The sequence below is a fragment of the Mesorhizobium sp. M0615 genome, assembly GCF_040320805.1.
In the GTDB taxonomy this organism is placed as follows: Bacteria; Pseudomonadota; Alphaproteobacteria; order Rhizobiales; family Rhizobiaceae; genus Mesorhizobium.
The window spans coordinates 256,642-272,133 of record NZ_JAMYQI010000011.1 but is presented as its reverse complement, the minus strand read 5'-3'; the positions used below and the strand labels follow the sequence as shown (position 1 = coordinate 272,133).

The 15,492-nt window shown below is 63.3% G+C and carries 12 protein-coding genes and 1 pseudogene; 6 read left to right on the top strand and 7 right to left on the bottom strand.

What is annotated here, in order from left to right; genetic code table 11:
- Window positions 1-42 precede the first annotated feature (42 nt).
- Window positions 43-1,206: a cysteine desulfurase family protein gene (locus tag NKI46_RS21495; protein ID WP_352514089.1), complete on the bottom strand. Its 1,164-nt coding sequence runs from the start codon at window positions 1,204-1,206 to the stop codon at window positions 43-45.
- A gap of 255 nt (window positions 1,207-1,461) precedes the next feature.
- Between NKI46_RS21495 and NKI46_RS21490 the strand changes: the two genes are divergently transcribed.
- On the top strand, window positions 1,462-2,136 hold the full coding sequence (locus NKI46_RS21490; RefSeq protein ID WP_023669128.1) for an alpha/beta hydrolase: 675 nt from the start codon (window positions 1,462-1,464) through the stop codon (window positions 2,134-2,136).
- 212 nt (window positions 2,137-2,348) lie between these two features.
- Complete coding sequence (locus NKI46_RS21485; protein ID WP_023700865.1) at window positions 2,349-2,996, top strand: FMN-binding negative transcriptional regulator; 648 nt, start codon at window positions 2,349-2,351, stop codon at window positions 2,994-2,996.
- 38 nt (window positions 2,997-3,034) lie between these two features.
- Here NKI46_RS21485 and NKI46_RS21480 read toward each other — a convergent pair whose 3' ends face one another.
- From NKI46_RS21480 to NKI46_RS21465, 4 genes are read right to left on the bottom strand one after another with little or no spacing between them, the layout of a single operon-like run.
- Complete coding sequence (locus NKI46_RS21480; protein ID WP_352747809.1) at window positions 3,035-3,931, bottom strand: phosphatase PAP2 family protein; 897 nt, start codon at window positions 3,929-3,931, stop codon at window positions 3,035-3,037.
- Between the two features lie 30 nt (window positions 3,932-3,961).
- Entirely contained in the window at window positions 3,962-5,605 is a 1,644-nt protein-coding gene (locus NKI46_RS21475) for an ArnT family glycosyltransferase (protein WP_352747806.1), read from the bottom strand.
- Between the two features lie 39 nt (window positions 5,606-5,644).
- Window positions 5,645-5,977 carry a lipid-A-disaccharide synthase N-terminal domain-containing protein gene (locus NKI46_RS21470; protein ID WP_023669132.1) on the bottom strand — a complete coding sequence of 111 codons (333 nt, stop codon included), beginning with the start codon at window positions 5,975-5,977 and terminating at the stop codon, window positions 5,645-5,647.
- Window positions 5,970-6,704, bottom strand: a complete 735-nt coding sequence (locus NKI46_RS21465; RefSeq protein WP_352650067.1) for a glycosyltransferase family 2 protein — start codon at window positions 6,702-6,704, stop codon at window positions 5,970-5,972. The genes NKI46_RS21470 and NKI46_RS21465 overlap by 8 nt, the downstream gene beginning before the upstream one ends.
- A gap of 254 nt (window positions 6,705-6,958) precedes the next feature.
- On the opposite strand from NKI46_RS21465, the gene tyrS reads away from it, so the two are divergent.
- The gene (gene tyrS / locus NKI46_RS21460) at window positions 6,959-8,212 is read left to right on the top strand and encodes a tyrosine--tRNA ligase (RefSeq protein ID WP_352747803.1); all 1,254 of its coding nucleotides are present in this window, start codon (window positions 6,959-6,961) and stop codon (window positions 8,210-8,212) included.
- 17 nt (window positions 8,213-8,229) lie between these two features.
- Here the strand turns inward: tyrS and NKI46_RS21455 are convergent, their stop codons facing one another.
- Window positions 8,230-11,616, bottom strand: coding sequence for a YhdP family protein (locus NKI46_RS21455; RefSeq protein WP_352747800.1), 3,387 nt, complete (start codon window positions 11,614-11,616; stop codon window positions 8,230-8,232).
- A gap of 184 nt (window positions 11,617-11,800) precedes the next feature.
- Between NKI46_RS21455 and NKI46_RS21450 the strand changes: the two genes are divergently transcribed.
- From NKI46_RS21450 to NKI46_RS21440, 3 genes and pseudogenes are all read left to right on the top strand, one after another.
- Complete coding sequence (locus tag NKI46_RS21450) at window positions 11,801-12,268, top strand: peroxiredoxin (RefSeq protein WP_023697549.1); 468 nt, start codon at window positions 11,801-11,803, stop codon at window positions 12,266-12,268.
- 161 nt (window positions 12,269-12,429) lie between these two features.
- Window positions 12,430-13,707, top strand: coding sequence for a M23 family metallopeptidase (locus tag NKI46_RS21445; RefSeq protein WP_023739405.1), 1,278 nt, complete (start codon window positions 12,430-12,432; stop codon window positions 13,705-13,707).
- Between the two features lie 93 nt (window positions 13,708-13,800).
- A pseudogene (locus NKI46_RS21440) lies at window positions 13,801-14,058 on the top strand (ABC transporter permease); the annotation flags it as partial.
- A 47-nt stretch (window positions 14,059-14,105) separates the two neighbouring features.
- Here NKI46_RS21440 and NKI46_RS21435 read toward each other — a convergent pair.
- Entirely contained in the window at window positions 14,106-15,287 is a 1,182-nt protein-coding gene (locus NKI46_RS21435; RefSeq protein ID WP_352747797.1) for a M24 family metallopeptidase, read from the bottom strand.
- Window positions 15,288-15,492: the final 205 nt, after the last annotated feature.

The window sequence follows — 15,492 nt, the reverse complement described above, 5'->3', positions numbered from 1 at the left end:
CGGCTCTACCAGGCCGCGAGGCCTGAATTCTTTGTCGCCGCCTCAGGCGGCTTGTTCCCTGCCCGCCCGGCGCTGGGCAATACCGGCCAGCGCAGCACGGAACAGTTCGATATCCCCGGCACTCGTTGCGTGGCCGATGGACACGCGCAAAGCGCCCAGGCTGTCGCCGTAACCCATGGCTTTCAGCACATGGCTCGGCCCGACCTTGCCCGACGAACAGGCCGATCCCGCCGACAGCGCAACGCCAGCCAGATCGAAAGCGATCTGCGCCGTCTCGGCCTTGATGCCGGGAATAGCGAAGAATGTCGTATTGGCAAGCCTTGGCGCGCCGGTTCCGAAGATTTCTGCGTCCGGCACCAGTGTTTTGAGTGTTTTCTCGACCTCGCCGCGGCGTTGCGCGATCGCTTCGACGTCTTTCAGTCCAGCCAAAGCCTGCCGCGCCGCGGCGCCAAAGCCGGCGATGGCCGCCAGGTTTTCGGTGCCGCCGCGATGGCCCTTTTCCTGGCCGCCGCCATTGATCAGCGGCTTCGGCATCATCAGATCGGCTGCCGCAACGACGGCGCCGACACCCTTGGGGCCGCCGATCTTGTGCGAAGACAGAATCAAATAGTCGGCGTAAGCCGCTGACATATCGATGGGAACACGGCCCGCAGCCTGCACCGCGTCGACCACCAGAACGCCGCCCGCCGCCTTGACGATCGCGGCGATGCGATCAATCGGCTGGATGACGCCGGTCTCGTTGTTGGCCGCATGGATCGCGACCAACGGCAGGCCTTCGGCCTTGTCATGCGCGGCCAGAGCGGCTGTCAGCTGAGCGAGGTCAGCGATGCCATCGGCGTCGACGCCGATCCGCGAAACCTGTGTTGCCGGGAAGCGGCCGCCGTTCAACAGGCAAGGGTGGTCGGCCTCGCAGACATAGAGCTGGCTCATGCGCACCGTGCCACGGCCCATCCGCCAATCCGGTGTCAGCAGCGTCGATGCGGCTTCCGTCGCGCCGGAGGTGAAGACGACATGCTCGGCCTTGGCGCCGACAAGTGCCGCCACATCGCGCCGGGCAGTGTCGATCAGGCGCCGCGCCGCGCGCCCCTCGGCATGCACCGACGACGGATTGGCGACGAGATCGAGCGCGGCAATCATCGCCTCGCGCGCCTCGGCAATGAGCGGCGCGCTGGCATTGTAGTCGAGATAGGCGCGTGCTGCGGCCATTTTCACCCAATCGATCCCGTCAAGACCCTTTCCGCAAGGATAGCGCGTTATTTCCTTGAAATTGCAAGGCAAGACGTCCTATTTACGCGGCTTGCGGCGAGGATGGCCGGGCCGTCACGGCTGGCTATCCAGTTTTGAACAATTCTAAACTAGCTTCTAAGAAGACGCTTGCCCTGCGTCAAGGCCCGGAAGGGCTGGGGCTGGAGTAAGAATTGTTCCGGGCGCCGCGCATTCGTATGCCATTTGGAGTATTTCATGCCTGAGGTCATTTTCACCGGTCCGGCCGGCCGCCTGGAGGGCCGCTACCAGCCTTCCAAGGAGAAGAGCGCGCCGATTGCCATCGTGTTGCATCCGCATCCGCAATTCGGCGGCACGATGAACAACAAGATCGTCTATGACCTCTTCTACATGTTCCAGAAGCGCGATTTCACCACGCTTCGCTTCAACTTCCGCGGCATCGGCCGCAGCCAGGGCGAATTCGACCACGGTACCGGCGAATTGTCGGATGCCGCCGCAGCGCTCGACTGGGTGCAGTCGCTGCATCCGGATTCCAAGAGCTGCTGGGTGGCCGGTTATTCCTTCGGCTCCTGGATCGGCATGCAGCTTCTGATGCGCCGGCCCGAGATCGAGGGCTTCATCTCGATCGCGCCGCAGCCCAACACCTATGATTTCTCGTTCCTGGCGCCCTGCCCGTCATCGGGTCTGATCATCCATGGCGATGCCGACAAGGTGGCGCCGCCCAAGGATGTGCAGGGCCTGGTCGACAAGCTGCACACGCAAAAGGGCATCACCATCACGCAGAAGACCTTGCCAGGCGCCAACCACTTCTTCGCCAACGACGCCGATCTGCTGCTCGAGGAATGCGCCGACTATCTCGACCGACGGCTGGCCGGCGAATTGTCCGATCCGCGGCCGAAGCGGCTGCGCTAAGAGCAATTCCAGGAAAAGTGTAAACGGGTTTTCCGTCCGGAATTGCGTCAAAACAAAAACTCCCGGTCCGATGCCGTCAGAGTCGTGCCCATCATGGGCGCGACAATGCCATTTCGGGTGATCCAAACGGTGAAGCCAGCCTGACATGTGGCGCGGCTCGGCTGAACGGTGCACAATGCCGGTTCAGCCAGCGCAAGAAGGCATGACCGATCATGTACCAGCCTCCCCATTTCCAGGAAACGCGGCCGGACGTCCTGCACGGGCTGATCCGGACGCATCCGCTGGGGTTGCTGATCTCCAACGGCACCGATGGCCCGGTCGCCAATGCCATTCCCTTCCTGCTTGATGCAGAGGTTGGGCCGAATGGCCGGCTGCGCGCCCATCTGGCCAGGGCCAACCCGCAATGGCGTCAGCTGGCCGACAATCCGACATCGCCGGTGCTGGTCGTCTTCCAGGGCGCCGACGCCTATGTGACGCCGTCCTGGTACGAGACCAAGCGCGAGACCGGCAAGGTCGTGCCGACCTGGAACTACGCCATTGTCCAGGTGCGAGGAACCGTCAGAGTGATCGAGGATTCCGCCTGGATCGCACAGCAGATCACCGAGCTGACGCTGTCGCAGGAAGGCGCCCGCGAGGCACCCTGGGCGGTGACCGATGCGCCGCCGACCTTCATCCAGTCGCAAATCAAGGGCATTGTCGGGCTTGAGATCGAGATCGCCGAAATCAGCGGCAAGTGGAAAGTCAGCCAGAACCGGCCTGTCGCCGACCGCGTCGGTGTCGCCGAAGGGCTGGAGAAGGACGCCGCCGGCGCGCCCGACATGGCTCGGCTGGTGCGGAGCTGGGGTGGCATCGACAGCTAGCTGGGGTGGTCTTAGATGGTTCCAAAGGCGTCAGCAATTCAGTTGCCTGCCGGCGCTGCTCCAATGCGGAAATTCGTCTGTCTCGGCGCATCGTTTTGGTTTGGTTTGCGAGCCCGACGGAATAGGCGGAACGTAGTTTTTGCCACCGGCAACCCCGACGCCGTGTAGCGGAAGATACATCCCAGCCGGCCAAGCACCATCGCGCAGACGATGGCAACAGCACAGCCAAGGCCGAATCCGGCGACAGTGTCGCTCGGATAGTGCGCGCCGATAAAGATTCGGGTCGATGCGACCGACAAGGTTGCAGCCAGCAGCACCCATCTGCGCTGGGGCAACAACAGCAGCGCAATGCCGAAAATGACACCCATGGTCGTGGCATGGCCGGATGGGAAGCTGGCAAAGCGCGCCTCCATGGAAAAAGGATGCAGCGACAGATCGCCGAGCTTGTCGAAATTCATTGGCCTGGCTCTGCCCACGCCATATTTCAGCACGTTGACGACCATGGCCGAGAGTGCGATCGAACCCAGCACCATGAAAGCAAAGCAGGTCCAGTTGTAGAAGGTCATCCGCGCGCGCCGGGAAAGGCTGCGCCAATCCGTCAGATTCGCAGCAATCAGCACCAGTACCGACGGGACAAGATACCAGCCGCCTAGGCCGAAGAAGGTAAAAAACTCGGCGATGCGGAAGACATTGGTCGAGCCTGAAGCCCACTGCCTCGCCATGGTGCCCGCAAGATGGTCGAACCGGAGCGACACCGCGATCGTCAGCAAAAGCCAGGCCACGACCCAGACCGACCACAGGATTTTCGGGTAGCGCGCCGGGCGCGTCGCCAGGCGATGCCGTACAATCCCGAAAGTATCGCGGATATTATCGACAGACTGCCGGAGCATGGCAGGCATAGCGGCACGCGCCGGTGATGGCGACTTCGTCAACATGCGGAGCTCGAAGCGATCATCGAAGAGATATCAGTTCGCCACACGGTACAGGCCGAGCGACAATTTATCACCTGACGAATAGTTGATGCCGTCGATTTCAGCGACGCGGCTGGCCTTCTTGCCTTGCCCTGCCAGCAGGTCATCCAGCCGTTTTTCATCGCCGACCGGCGCCAGGCCCAAAGCGCAGGCCGGATCGCCAAGCAGATGTTGCGCAACCCCATCGACATCGGTCAGTACCGTCTTTGTGCCCACCAGAAATACCAGGCTCGGTTCGTGATATTGCGCGGAGGCGAGCACGCTCATCTCACAGGGACGATCGGCGCGAACCGCAGCCTCGATTTCCCGGCTCATCCAAATCGGTTTCAGTGACGGCACGATGACACCGAACAGCAGGGCGTAGGTTATACCGGCGCAAACCGCAGCCCCGCCGATGCGGACCAGCGGCACCAGCTTCTGGCGCGAAACAGCGAGGTAGCCGGCGCCCAATGCTGCCGCGGCGGCCGGAACGCTCCACCATAAAAATGTCTTCATGAGATAGATCGGCGCACCGACGCAAAGCACGGCGAGACCGACTGTCACCAGGACGGTGCCGAATGCGGTCGCCCACCACAGCCATGTCTGCCAGCGCCTGAGCGGCGCATTTGCCTCTTGCGGTGTCAGCGTCACAAGCCAGCCGATGAGCAGGGCCATGCCGGGATAGGCCGGCAGCACATAATGCGGCAGTTTCGTCGGGATCAATTCGAAGACCAGCCAGAACGGAATGTACCAGGCGAGGCAGAAACGCAGGCGCGGATCGTCGCGCAATCGGTTGAGCGCCTGCAGTCCGGCGCCGAGCGCCACAAGGCCGAACGGCCACATGAACAGGCAATAGGTCAGCACGTAGAAGCCCGGCGGAACGCCGTGCGACTCCTCGCCTTGCGCGACCTTGCCGAGCATATCCTTGCCGACGGCCTGCTGCAGGAAGGCGCCGTTGCTCTTCCAGGTGATAAGGGCGAGCCAGGGCAGCACGATGAGCAGAACCAGAGCCAGCCCTCGCGCCGCTTTCAGCTTTGCCAGCCAGCACCAATCGCGCTCGAAGGCAACCAGCGTGAGCACCGTCAGCGCCGACAGCAGCGGTGCAATCGGCCCCTTGATGAGGATAGCCGCGCCCTGCGCAGCCCAGAAAATCCACGGCAGATGGCCGGCGACAGGCTCGCTGCGGCGCGATGCCAGATAAATCTGCGCCAGCGCGCCTTGCGCCAGAACGCAGCAGGCAAGCAGCATCGCGTCGGTCTTGGCGTCGCGGCCTTCGAAGGCGGTGGCGAAAATCGCCGCCACGACCAGGCCGGCGGCAAGACCGGCATTGGCGCCGAACAGATTGGCCCCGGTCCAGGCGATTGCGACGACGGCGATGGCGATGCCCAGCGCCGAGACCAGCCGGTAGATCCAGATCGGCGCCTGTGCCCCCTCGCCGCTCAGCGTCACCGCGGCCGATTGCAGCCAGTAGATGCCGATCGGCTTCTGGTAGCGCGACGCGTCCTGGAAGCGGATGTCGACATAGTCGCCGGTCTCCGTCATCTGCTTGGTCGCCTGGACGAAGCGCGGCTCGTCGCGGTCGAGCGGCGGCATAGAGGCCAGTCCCGACGCCGTCATCATCAGGCTGAACAGGAAGAGAAAGATGTAGTTCCTGCTCATTTCGACACCGGACAGACTGGATTTGGCGGGACTGGTGGCTCAGTCGACCTTGGTCATCGCCGCCTTGCGCTCATTGGCGATGAGCCATAAATTTCTGACGTAGATCACCATGCCCATGGCCTGGCCGGCGATGAACACCGGATCCTCACGCTGGATGGCGTAGACCAGCAGCAGCCCGCCGCCGAACAGCGAGAAGAACCAGAAAGCGATCGGCACGACGCTGCGCTTGGCCTTTTCCGAAGCGATCCACTGCACCAGGAAGCGCATGGTGAAGAAGAACTGGGCAACGAAGCCGAGCAGAACCCAGGCGTCGAACTGCTTGACGAAAACCTGGTGCAGCCAGGTCGCCAATTCCTGAAACACGTTAGCCATGCGTGATTTCCTCTACCTTTGGCATTCTGCGGCGCCGGCGCCGAAGCCACCAGACGCCGGCGAGATCGAGCGCGCCCTGCAGGCCGCGATCGAAGATGCCGTAATTCGACTTGCCGTGGCGGCGCGAGCGGTCGACGACGTCGCAATGGACGACGCGGTAGCCTTCCTGGATGACCAGGGCCGGAACGAAACGATGCGTGCCGTCGAAGAAGGGCAGTTTGCGCAGGATGTCGGTGTGGATGGCCTTCAGGCCGCAGCCGGTGTCGCGGGTGTCGTCATGCAGGATCGCGCCGCGCAGCCAGTTGGCGAAACGCGATGCCAATTGCTTGATCTTGCTGTCGCGGCGCTTCAACCGCTGCCCCTGCGCGGCGCCGAAATCGGGCCCTGCCCGACGCAGCGCATCGACCAGCACGGGGATATATTGCGGGTCGTTCTGGCCGTCGCCGTCGATGGTGGCGACGATCGAGCCGCGCGCCGCCCAACCGCCCGAGCGCACCGAAAGCGACTGGCCGGCGGATTTTTCGTGCCGAAGCTGGCGAAGCGGAAACGGACGTTTGGCGGCTTCAGCGGCAAGCACCGAAGCGGTGTCGTCAGTCGAACCGTCATTGACGACGATGATTTCGAAGTCGCGCCCGGTCATCGCCGCCTCGATCTCGTCGATCAGCAGCGGCAGGTTCGCCGCCTCGTTGCGGCAGGGAATGACGATGGATATCAATGCGTCCGGCATATCGCGTCGGGCTCTGTCACAAGATATGGCATTCGGTGGATGCCGTGCGGTGCCGTTCCAGCGGATCGAACCCGTTGGCGCGGCGCCTCATTACGCCAGCCGACAGGATGAAGCAAGCATGCGCGGCAGTGCAGAATAGGCTGTCCATGCCGGCGCAAAATCGGAAACCACTTTTGCTTGACGCGCTTGGATGCTAAACGCCCGCGTTCAGGCCATGCCGGGCCGTTTAGACCCGGCGCTTTCAGGAAGAAACAATGCCCGCCTTCAAGTCCGATTTCCTGCGCGTTATGAGCGAGCGCGGCTTCATCCACCAGATTTCGGATGAGACCGGGCTGGATCAACTTTTCGCGACGGAAACGGTGACCGCCTATGTCGGCTACGACGCCACGGCGACCAGCCTGCACATCGGCAATCTGATATCGGCGACCATGCTCTACTGGATGCAGGAGACCGGACACCGCCCGATCGCACTGATGGGCGGCGGCACCTCGATGATCGGCGACCCGTCCTTCCGCGACGACCAGCGCAGCCTTTTGACGCCCGGGGCGATCGCCACCAACATCGAAGGCATCAAGCGCATTTTTGGCCGCATCCTGCGCTTCGGCGACACTGGCAATGACGCCATCATGGTCAACAATGCCGACTGGCTGATGAAGCTCAACTATGTCGAGTTCCTGCGCGATGTCGGCCGCCACTTTTCGGTCAACCGGATGCTGACCTTCGACAGCGTCAGGCTGCGGCTCGAGCGCGAACAGTCGCTGTCCTTCCTCGAATTCAACTACATGATCCTGCAAGGCTATGATTTCGTCGAGCTCAGCCGCCGCCACGACTGCCGGCTGCAGATGGGCGGTTCGGACCAGTGGGGCAACATCATCAACGGCGTCGATCTCGGCCACCGCATGGGCACGCCGCAGCTTTATGCGCTGACCACGCCGCTGCTGACGACATCGTCGGGCGCCAAGATGGGCAAATCGGCCAAGGGCGCGGTGTGGCTGAACGGCGACCTCTTCTCGCCCTATGATTTCTGGCAGTACTGGCGCAACACCGAGGATGCCGACGTCGAGCGCTTCCTGAAGATCTTCACCCGGCTGCCGCTGTCGGAGATCGCGCGGCTGGCCGCCCTTGGCGGCTCGGAGATCAACGAGGCCAAGAAGGTGCTGGCCACCGAAACCACGGCCATCGTGCACGGCCGCGAGGCGGCGCTCGCGGCCGAGGAAACTGCGCGCAAGACATTCGAGGAAGGCGTGACGGCCGAAACGCTGCCGACCGTGGAAGTGGACGACGCCGCGCTGGAAGCCGGCATCGGCATCCTGTCGCTGCTGGTCAGCGCGGGCCTTGCCGGGTCAAACGGCGAGGCAAGGCGTCACATACAGGGTGGCGCCGTGCGCCTCAACGACCAGCCGGTGGCGGACGACCGGCGGATGGTGACGCCTCTTGATTTGAGTCCGGAAAACGTCGCAAAGCTTTCAGTGGGCAAGAAAAAACACGTTCTGGTGCGGCCGGTCTGACCCGTCTTCTGGGATCCTCAGCGATATTCGAAGATCGAGCGGAAAATGCCCGGCGCGATTACCGATAGCGGGTTGATGTCCAGCACCGGCTTGTTGGCGTTGCCCTTAAGCCGGTAGGTGACGCCGATCAGCCCGCGGTCGCGGCCATTGCCGAGCAGCGCGCCGACCAGCGGCAGTTCGCCAAAGATGCGGTTGAGGCCATAGGCCGGCATGAAGGTTCCGGTCATGTCCATATTGTTGTTCTGGTCGTAGAGCGTGCCTTGGAAGGTGGTGCCGATGCGCGGGCCGCGCAGCACGCCATTCGCCAATTTCAAATAGCCCGACCCCTTGTCGATCTCGGTAAAGCCGCGCTCGAACTTTACCCGCGAAGTGTCGATCTTGCCCTTGACCGCTTCGTTCAGGCTGCGGCTGTCGCCGGTTGGCGTGGTCGAGACGATCGAGGCGAGCTTGGGTTCATTGACGATGAAGAAGTTGCTCGAATCGACCTGTCCACGCATCGGGCCGTCGGCTGTGCCGCTCAGCGCCAGCGTGATCGATCCGCCTTCCATATGCTCGTAGATGTTGAGGAAGCGCAATATGGCGCCTGCGTCGGCCGACTTCATGGTGAGCGCGCGAGCACCATTGCCTGCCGTATTGCTGATGGTGATGGCGGCGCCGGAACTTGCCGCGGCGCTGACCTTGAGCCTGTTCACCCTGGAGCCGGCGGCACTGTAGTCGAGCTTCAAATTGGACAGGACCTCGTCATGGAACCCGGTTAGCGAATTGACGTCGGCGCTGACCGAAACCGCGTCCGTGCCGGTGGTTTTGGTGGCGGTATCGACATCGGAGGTGAACTGCTTGATCAGCGAGCGGGCATCGAGCGCGTTGCCGCTGACATCGACTGCGAAGCCCTTGCCCGACCGCTTCACCGTCACGGCGACATCGTCGCCCCGGTTCAAGGCGACCTTGCTGAAGCGGGCCGACGACAGCGCGCCCTTGACCAGGACGACATTGCCTTCGACCGAAAAGCTCTTTCCGTCGAGGTCGAAGTCGGACAGCGTCGTGGTATCGCCGGACTTGGTCATGGTAAAAGTGGCATTGGCGGCAATGCCCGGCCCCTTGCTCCAGCCTGCCCAGGGAATGTCCAGCCTGGCGCTCGTCAGGTCGACGTCGACGTTCTGGCTGCCGCCTTCGCCGCTCTTGTCGATTGCCACCTTGATGGTGCCGGAAATCAGCGGCGACAGGCCAGGCATGGCCATGGCGCGCGTCTTTTCGTCGAGCACAAGCGCCACCTTGCGGCTGCGCGGCGGCCCGTCATCCCTGAGCGGCTCGACCAGATCGAGCTCGGCTGGAATGCCGTTCAGCCGCGCCTTGGCAGAGATCACCGCCTTGTCGGGCCCGACTTCGATCGAGCCGTCGGCATCGGTCACCATCTGGCCTTCGAACGGCTTGGCGAGCGACAGGTCCTTGTAGTCGAGCGATACCAGCCAATCGAGCTTCGACGTGTCGACGCCGGATTGCAACGGAATGTCGGCCTTGACGTGGCCGGTCACCGTGCCCGACAGGTCGTCCGGCAAGATGCCGACATGGCGCATGGCGTTGATCGGTTCGTAGGAGGCAAGTTCGGCGATGGCCGGCGCCTCACCGGCGACGTCGATGTCGAGCGCGCCGATCACCGGCGGGTGGTTTGCCGCCTTTACCGACAGTGTGCCATTGCTTGCCGCCACGGTGCGGCCGCTCGGCATATAGACGCTGCCCGAGGACAGCGCGACGTCGACATCGTTGCCGTGGAAGGAAACGACGCCGACGGCATCGCGTATCGGCGGGATGCGGCCGGCGGTGTCGAAACGCGAGCCCTCGACCTGGAAGCGGCCGAACACCTCGTCGGCCGAAAGCGGCACGCCGTTGCCGAGACGCCCCGGCACGACCTGGAACTGCAGGCTGGCATCGACGACGCGGCCGCCAAACAGGTTCTGCAGCACCCACAGCCGCGCGTTCTTGGCCGAGAACCAGGGCCACAATTGCTTGACGTGCGAGACCGCCATGTCGTGGACGTTGAGCGACACCGAGATACCCGGCGATCCGTTGTCGATGAAGGAAACCGCAGCGGTTCCCAGCACTTCGCTCCCCGATCCCGACCTGATGCCGATCTGGTCGGCGACAAGCTTGCGGCTCTTGACCTGATAGACGCCGGCGATGCGGGCGAAGAAATTCAGCGCCGGCTCGGGCGATTCCGAAGGCGCCAGCGTCGAGCCGTCGCTGGTCAGGTCGTAACGATAGGAAGGCTCCTCGCCGGCCGCGCCGGTCGACGGCTTTGGCCCGATCGAGCCGGCGAAATTGAACGCCGAGCGCCCGGTCTTTAGAACCAGCCTGCCGACATCGATCTTGTTGGAGCCGGAGACGAGGGCGGCGTCGACATCGACATCGGCCGGCAACAGCCCGCGTGTGCCGAGGTCGAGCACCGAGCCGGTTAGCGACAGCGAGCCCGTCAGCCGCGAATCGGTCTCGCCCGAGCCTTCGGATCCGGTGAGCTTCAAAGCAATCGCGCCGGTTTTCCCGCCGGCCCCCGGCGTTGTCTCCGCGACATCCGCCATGTCGATGACGGCGTTCAAGGCGGTGACGCGCATCGAGCTCGTATCGCGGGTGGCGGTGGCGGTGACGGTGAGCGCGCGGCCATCGACATCCGCCTCGGACGAGAACTCCATGCTGCCGGGGCCCGACTGCAGCACCGTGGCGTTGGCGATCGTGACCAGCTTGACCGATCCGGCCTCGGGCAGCTCGAACGCGACATTTCTAAGATCGATGCGGCGCATCGAATCCTCGCGCACGGCATCGAGTGCACGATTGACGTCACTGAAGACGGCGGCGGCCAGTTTTTCCGGATCGATGAGACCGTCTTGATTGCGCAGGCGCGCTGTCCAGTCACCACCCGACGGCATCGCCGCGGTGACGATATGAGCGTCGGAAATCCTGGCGCTGGTCAGCCGAACCTCGCCCGAAAGCAGCGGGACCAGCCGGATGCCGAAGCGGACGCGCCCGGCATCGGCCATCGGCTTTCCGTCGGCGGTCTCCACGCTGACATCCTTGACCTGCAGCGCAATGAAGCTCGATCCGTCAAGTGTCAGGCTGGCAGGACCGACGGCGACTTTGACGTCGAAACCGGCCAGTTTCTCGATCGCCGTTTCGGCTTCCAACCGCAGCCGTTCACTGCCGATGCCGGTGGCGCCGATGACGTAGACGGCGGCGGCGGCCAGCAGCACCAGGGCCGCAACGCCGGCAAACAGCCGCGCAAGGATGCGAAAGCCGCGGCCGATCCGTGCCTTGCCGAGCGGCGGCACGCGGCAAGCAGACGGGAAAGCCCCCAGGTCGGTGATCTCGTCACGCCTGAACCGGATTTTCTCGTGCTGCGGTTCTTCCTGATCCACGCAATTTTCCGTTGTGCGAATTCGATCGTGGACGAATCCCCGCCCGACACTATAACGACGCAGGCTAGAGCATGATGCCGAAAAGTGTGAGGCGGTTTTCTGGGACAAACGGTTTCCGTTTGTCCAGGCATCATGCTCTATCTCTTTGACTTAGGGCCGCGTAACCTCAAACAAGGGCATCGATATGGCTGATCTCGACGTTGGCGACGTTGCGCCGCAATTCGATCTTCCGCGCGACGGCGGCGGCTCACTCAGCCTTGCCTCGATGCGGGGGAAGCCCGTTGTACTTTATTTCTATCCGCAGGACGACACCACAAGTTGTACCAATGAGGCGATCAGCTTTTCGCAGCTGAAGCCGGAGTTCGAAAAGGCCGGCGCCGTGGTGATCGGCCTGTCGCCGGACAGCGTGAAGAAGCACGACAAGTTCAAAACCAAATACGATCTCACCGTCGACCTGGTTGCCGACGAGGAGCGCAAGGTGATCGAGGCCTACAATCTGTGGGTCGAGAAGACGATGTATGGCCGCAACTATATGGGCGTCGAGCGGGCGACGTTCCTGATCGGCAAGGACGGGCGGATCGCCGGGATCTGGCGCAAGGTCCGGGTGAAAGGCCATGCCGAAGCAGTGCTGGAGGCGGTGCGCGCGCTTTGAGGCGCCACCGATCTGGCCAACGCCGCGCAGTGCATTGGGGCATAAGACATATGCGGGTGGCTGACACCGTTGGTCACTAGCGCGCCCGCGACGGCAAAACTTTGTTAACCCTAATAATGTGTAATCGGGCTTCGTTGGTGTCGTAACGAAAGCTTGGTCCCGTGAACCTAACCGGTCAGTCAGCGGTCTTCGGCAGGCGCAAGGAGCCGCATACGGTCATCATTGCGCGGGGCAATGAAATACGACATTTCACCATCCGGCCGTGGCTCGTCGCCTTTCTCGGCTCGGCACTGGCGGCGATCGCCATCGGCTATCTCTTGGCGACCTCCTATCTCGTGCTGCGCGACGATCTGATCGGCGCCACCGCGGCCCGGCAGGCGCGCATGCAGCAGGCCTATGAGGATCGCATCTCGGCGCTTCGCGCGCAGGTCGACCGCATCACCAGCCGCCAGCTTCTCGACCAGAAACTGATGGAGACCAAGGTCAGCGAATTGATCGAGCGGCAGAGCCAGCTCAGCCAGCGCCATGGCCGCCTCGGCCCGATCCTCGAACGGGCGGAAAACGAGGTCGGCACGCCGGCCGCCGCGGATGTGGCGGCAAAACCCGACGAACATGCCGAACTGACTGGCGGCGAGCCACTCGCCTATTCGGTCGCCAGCCTTGGTTCGGGCGACACCAGGCCATTCTCGCTGTGGTCGACACGTTCCGATCCGCTGCCCAGCGAAACGGCTGCGGACCGCGCCGACAAATTGTTCGTCTCGATCAATGATTCACTGAAGGCTATCGAGAGCCAGCAACTCACCCGCATCGAAACCCTGGCCGACAACGCCTACAAGAACGCCGATGCCATCACCCAGGCGCTGGAAGCGGCCGGTCTGCCGGTCGACAGTGATTTCGGCAAAAACGAAAGCGATGTCGGCGGACCGCTGATCCCGCTTGACAGCTCGATGATGTTCGACAGCAAGGTCAAGGAACTGGACGAGGCGCTGGATACGCTCGACCAGTTGAAGAAAGAGGCGCGGCGGCTGCCGCTCGCCAACCCGGCGCCGGGCCACTCCGTCACCAGCCCGTTCGGCGTGCGCACTGACCCCATCCTCGGCACCGCTGCCCTGCACTCGGGCATGGATTTCCGCGCGCCGGTCGGCATGGCAGCCAAGGTCACGGCGGCCGGAATCGTTACCAAGGCCGGCTGGAACGGCGGCTATGGCCGCATGGTCGAGGTCGATCACGGCAACGGCTTTGCCACGCGCTACGGCCATCTGAGCGAGATCGACGTTGCCGTCGGCCAAAAACTCGCAGCCGGCGACATCATTGGCAAAACCGGCAGCAGCGGCCGTTCGACCGGCCCGCACCTGCACTACGAAGTCCGCCACAATGGCGAGGCCATCGACCCGCTGCGCTTCCTGACCGTCGGCAAGAAGGTCGAGCAGTATCTGTAGGGTCAAGCCAGGCGGCTGGTTGCACGCCCCCGCCTCCTTCACCCGTTGTACCATCCTGTTGTTTGGCAATCCGACATCGCGTGCTCCGGCGTCACGTTCTGGAGCCTGCGGCTGCCGCGCGCTTTGCCGATGCTGTTCTCATCGCTGAGGATTGCCTCGGCCACCGCCGTGATCGGCGCCATTGTCGGCGAATGGATCGGCTCCGACCAAGGACTTGGCGCGCTGATCATCCAGGCGTCCTTCAACTACCAGTCGGACCGCCTCTACGCGGCGATCGTGCTGTCATCGGGCCTGTCGATCGTCCTGTTTTGTCTTGTGGTGCTGATCGAGCGCCGGACGATCCAATATTGAGCAGATGCGTCAGGCGGGTCGCGGTGGCGTCCGTCGTGGCTGACCGGTCAGGATTTGACATGGATGTCTCGCGGGAATTTGGTCAGCGTCTCATGGCCGGTCTCGGTCACCAGAATGGTCTCGCTGATCTCGATGCCCCAGCCATCCATCCACATGCCAAGAATGGAGTGCAGGACGTTGCCGGGTTGCAGCGCGGTCTTGTCGCCGGGCCGCAGGCTGATCGTGTGCTCGCCCCAATCCGGGGGATAGGCGACGCCAATGGAGTAGCCGATGCGCGATTCCTTCTTCAGCCCGGAGCGCTGGATAACCTTGCGCCATGCGGCCTCGACCGCTTCGGCTGTGGTCCCCGGCCTGACCGCGTCGAGCACCGCATCCATGCCTTCGATCACCGCCTTTGCGGTGTCGGCGACACGGGCCGGCGTGTTGCCGAGCTGCATCGTTCGGGCGAGGCCTGCGGCATAGCGGCGGCAGACACCGGCAAGTTCGAGCGCGATCGTCTCGTCCTTGCCGAAGCGCCGATCGCTCCACATGATGTGCGGAGCCGATGCATTCTCGCCACCGAGGATTGTCGGCGGAAGCGCCGTGATGTCGCCGGCGAAGTCCGGACTGCCGGCAATCTGCGCCGCCTGGATCGCGGCAATCGCATCGCATTCGCGCACGCCTGGCGCGATGACTTCGAAGGCCCGCGCGACAGCTGCTTCAGCCAAGGTCGACGCCTTGCGCAGGTAGGCGATTTCCGGCGCGGATTTCACGGCGCGGATCCAGTTCACCAGGAGATCGGCGTCGTGCCATTTCGCATTGGGCAGGCCGGCGACCAGCCGGGCATGCGCCTTCGGCGAGAAATAATAGGCTTCGAGCTCGACGCCGATATGTCTCGCGCCCCAGCCCTTGGCGACGATCCAGGCCGCTATCCAGTCCATCGGATGGCGATCGGCGCGCTGGACATGGTCCTCGGGAAAACCAACCACATTCTCCGGCTTCATCCAGGCCGTCAGCAAGCCGCCTGCCGCATCCATGGCGCGGCCGATCCAGACCGGCTCGGCCTCGTCTTCGATCGGGACCAGCACGACCTGCGGCGTGTAGAACGACCAGCCGTCATAGCCGGTGATGTAATGCTGGTTGGCGACATCGTTGACGACCAGCAGTTCGAGCCCACGCGCCGCCATCTCGGCGCGGATCTTCTGGAGCCGCCGCTGGTACTCATCGCGCGCAAAAGGCAATTCGATCATCGGTTTTCCTGCTGGATTGTTGGCCGGCGAGCCCCGCGCCCGCCTGACGTCATTCACCATTGCGGTGGTTTCAGCCCGGCTGCAATCGGCCAGCGCGACGAATGGGACAGGTCCTGCACCGCGTTCGGAACCGTCACGAATTATTTTTGAATTCCATTTGACTGAATAAATTGCCTGTGCAAGTCTTGGCCTTCCTAAGGGGCGC

What these genes read in the sequence shown, in the direction of transcription:
- NKI46_RS21495 (WP_352514089.1), bottom strand. Translation starts at nt 1,206, where the DNA reads ATGGCCGCAGCACGCGCCTATCTCGACTACAATGCCAGCGCGCCGCTC.
- NKI46_RS21490 (WP_023669128.1), top strand. Translation starts at nt 1,462, where the DNA reads ATGCCTGAGGTCATTTTCACCGGTCCGGCCGGCCGCCTGGAGGGCCGC.
- NKI46_RS21485 (WP_023700865.1), top strand. Translation starts at nt 2,349, where the DNA reads ATGTACCAGCCTCCCCATTTCCAGGAAACGCGGCCGGACGTCCTGCAC.
- NKI46_RS21480 (WP_352747809.1), bottom strand. Translation starts at nt 3,931, where the DNA reads ATGTTGACGAAGTCGCCATCACCGGCGCGTGCCGCTATGCCTGCCATG.
- NKI46_RS21475 (WP_352747806.1), bottom strand. Translation starts at nt 5,605, where the DNA reads ATGAGCAGGAACTACATCTTTCTCTTCCTGTTCAGCCTGATGATGACG.
- NKI46_RS21470 (WP_023669132.1), bottom strand. Translation starts at nt 5,977, where the DNA reads ATGGCTAACGTGTTTCAGGAATTGGCGACCTGGCTGCACCAGGTTTTC.
- NKI46_RS21465 (WP_352650067.1), bottom strand. Translation starts at nt 6,704, where the DNA reads ATGCCGGACGCATTGATATCCATCGTCATTCCCTGCCGCAACGAGGCG.
- tyrS (WP_352747803.1), top strand. Translation starts at nt 6,959, where the DNA reads ATGCCCGCCTTCAAGTCCGATTTCCTGCGCGTTATGAGCGAGCGCGGC.
- NKI46_RS21450 (WP_023697549.1), top strand. Translation starts at nt 11,801, where the DNA reads ATGGCTGATCTCGACGTTGGCGACGTTGCGCCGCAATTCGATCTTCCG.
- NKI46_RS21435 (WP_352747797.1), bottom strand. Translation starts at nt 15,287, where the DNA reads ATGATCGAATTGCCTTTTGCGCGCGATGAGTACCAGCGGCGGCTCCAG.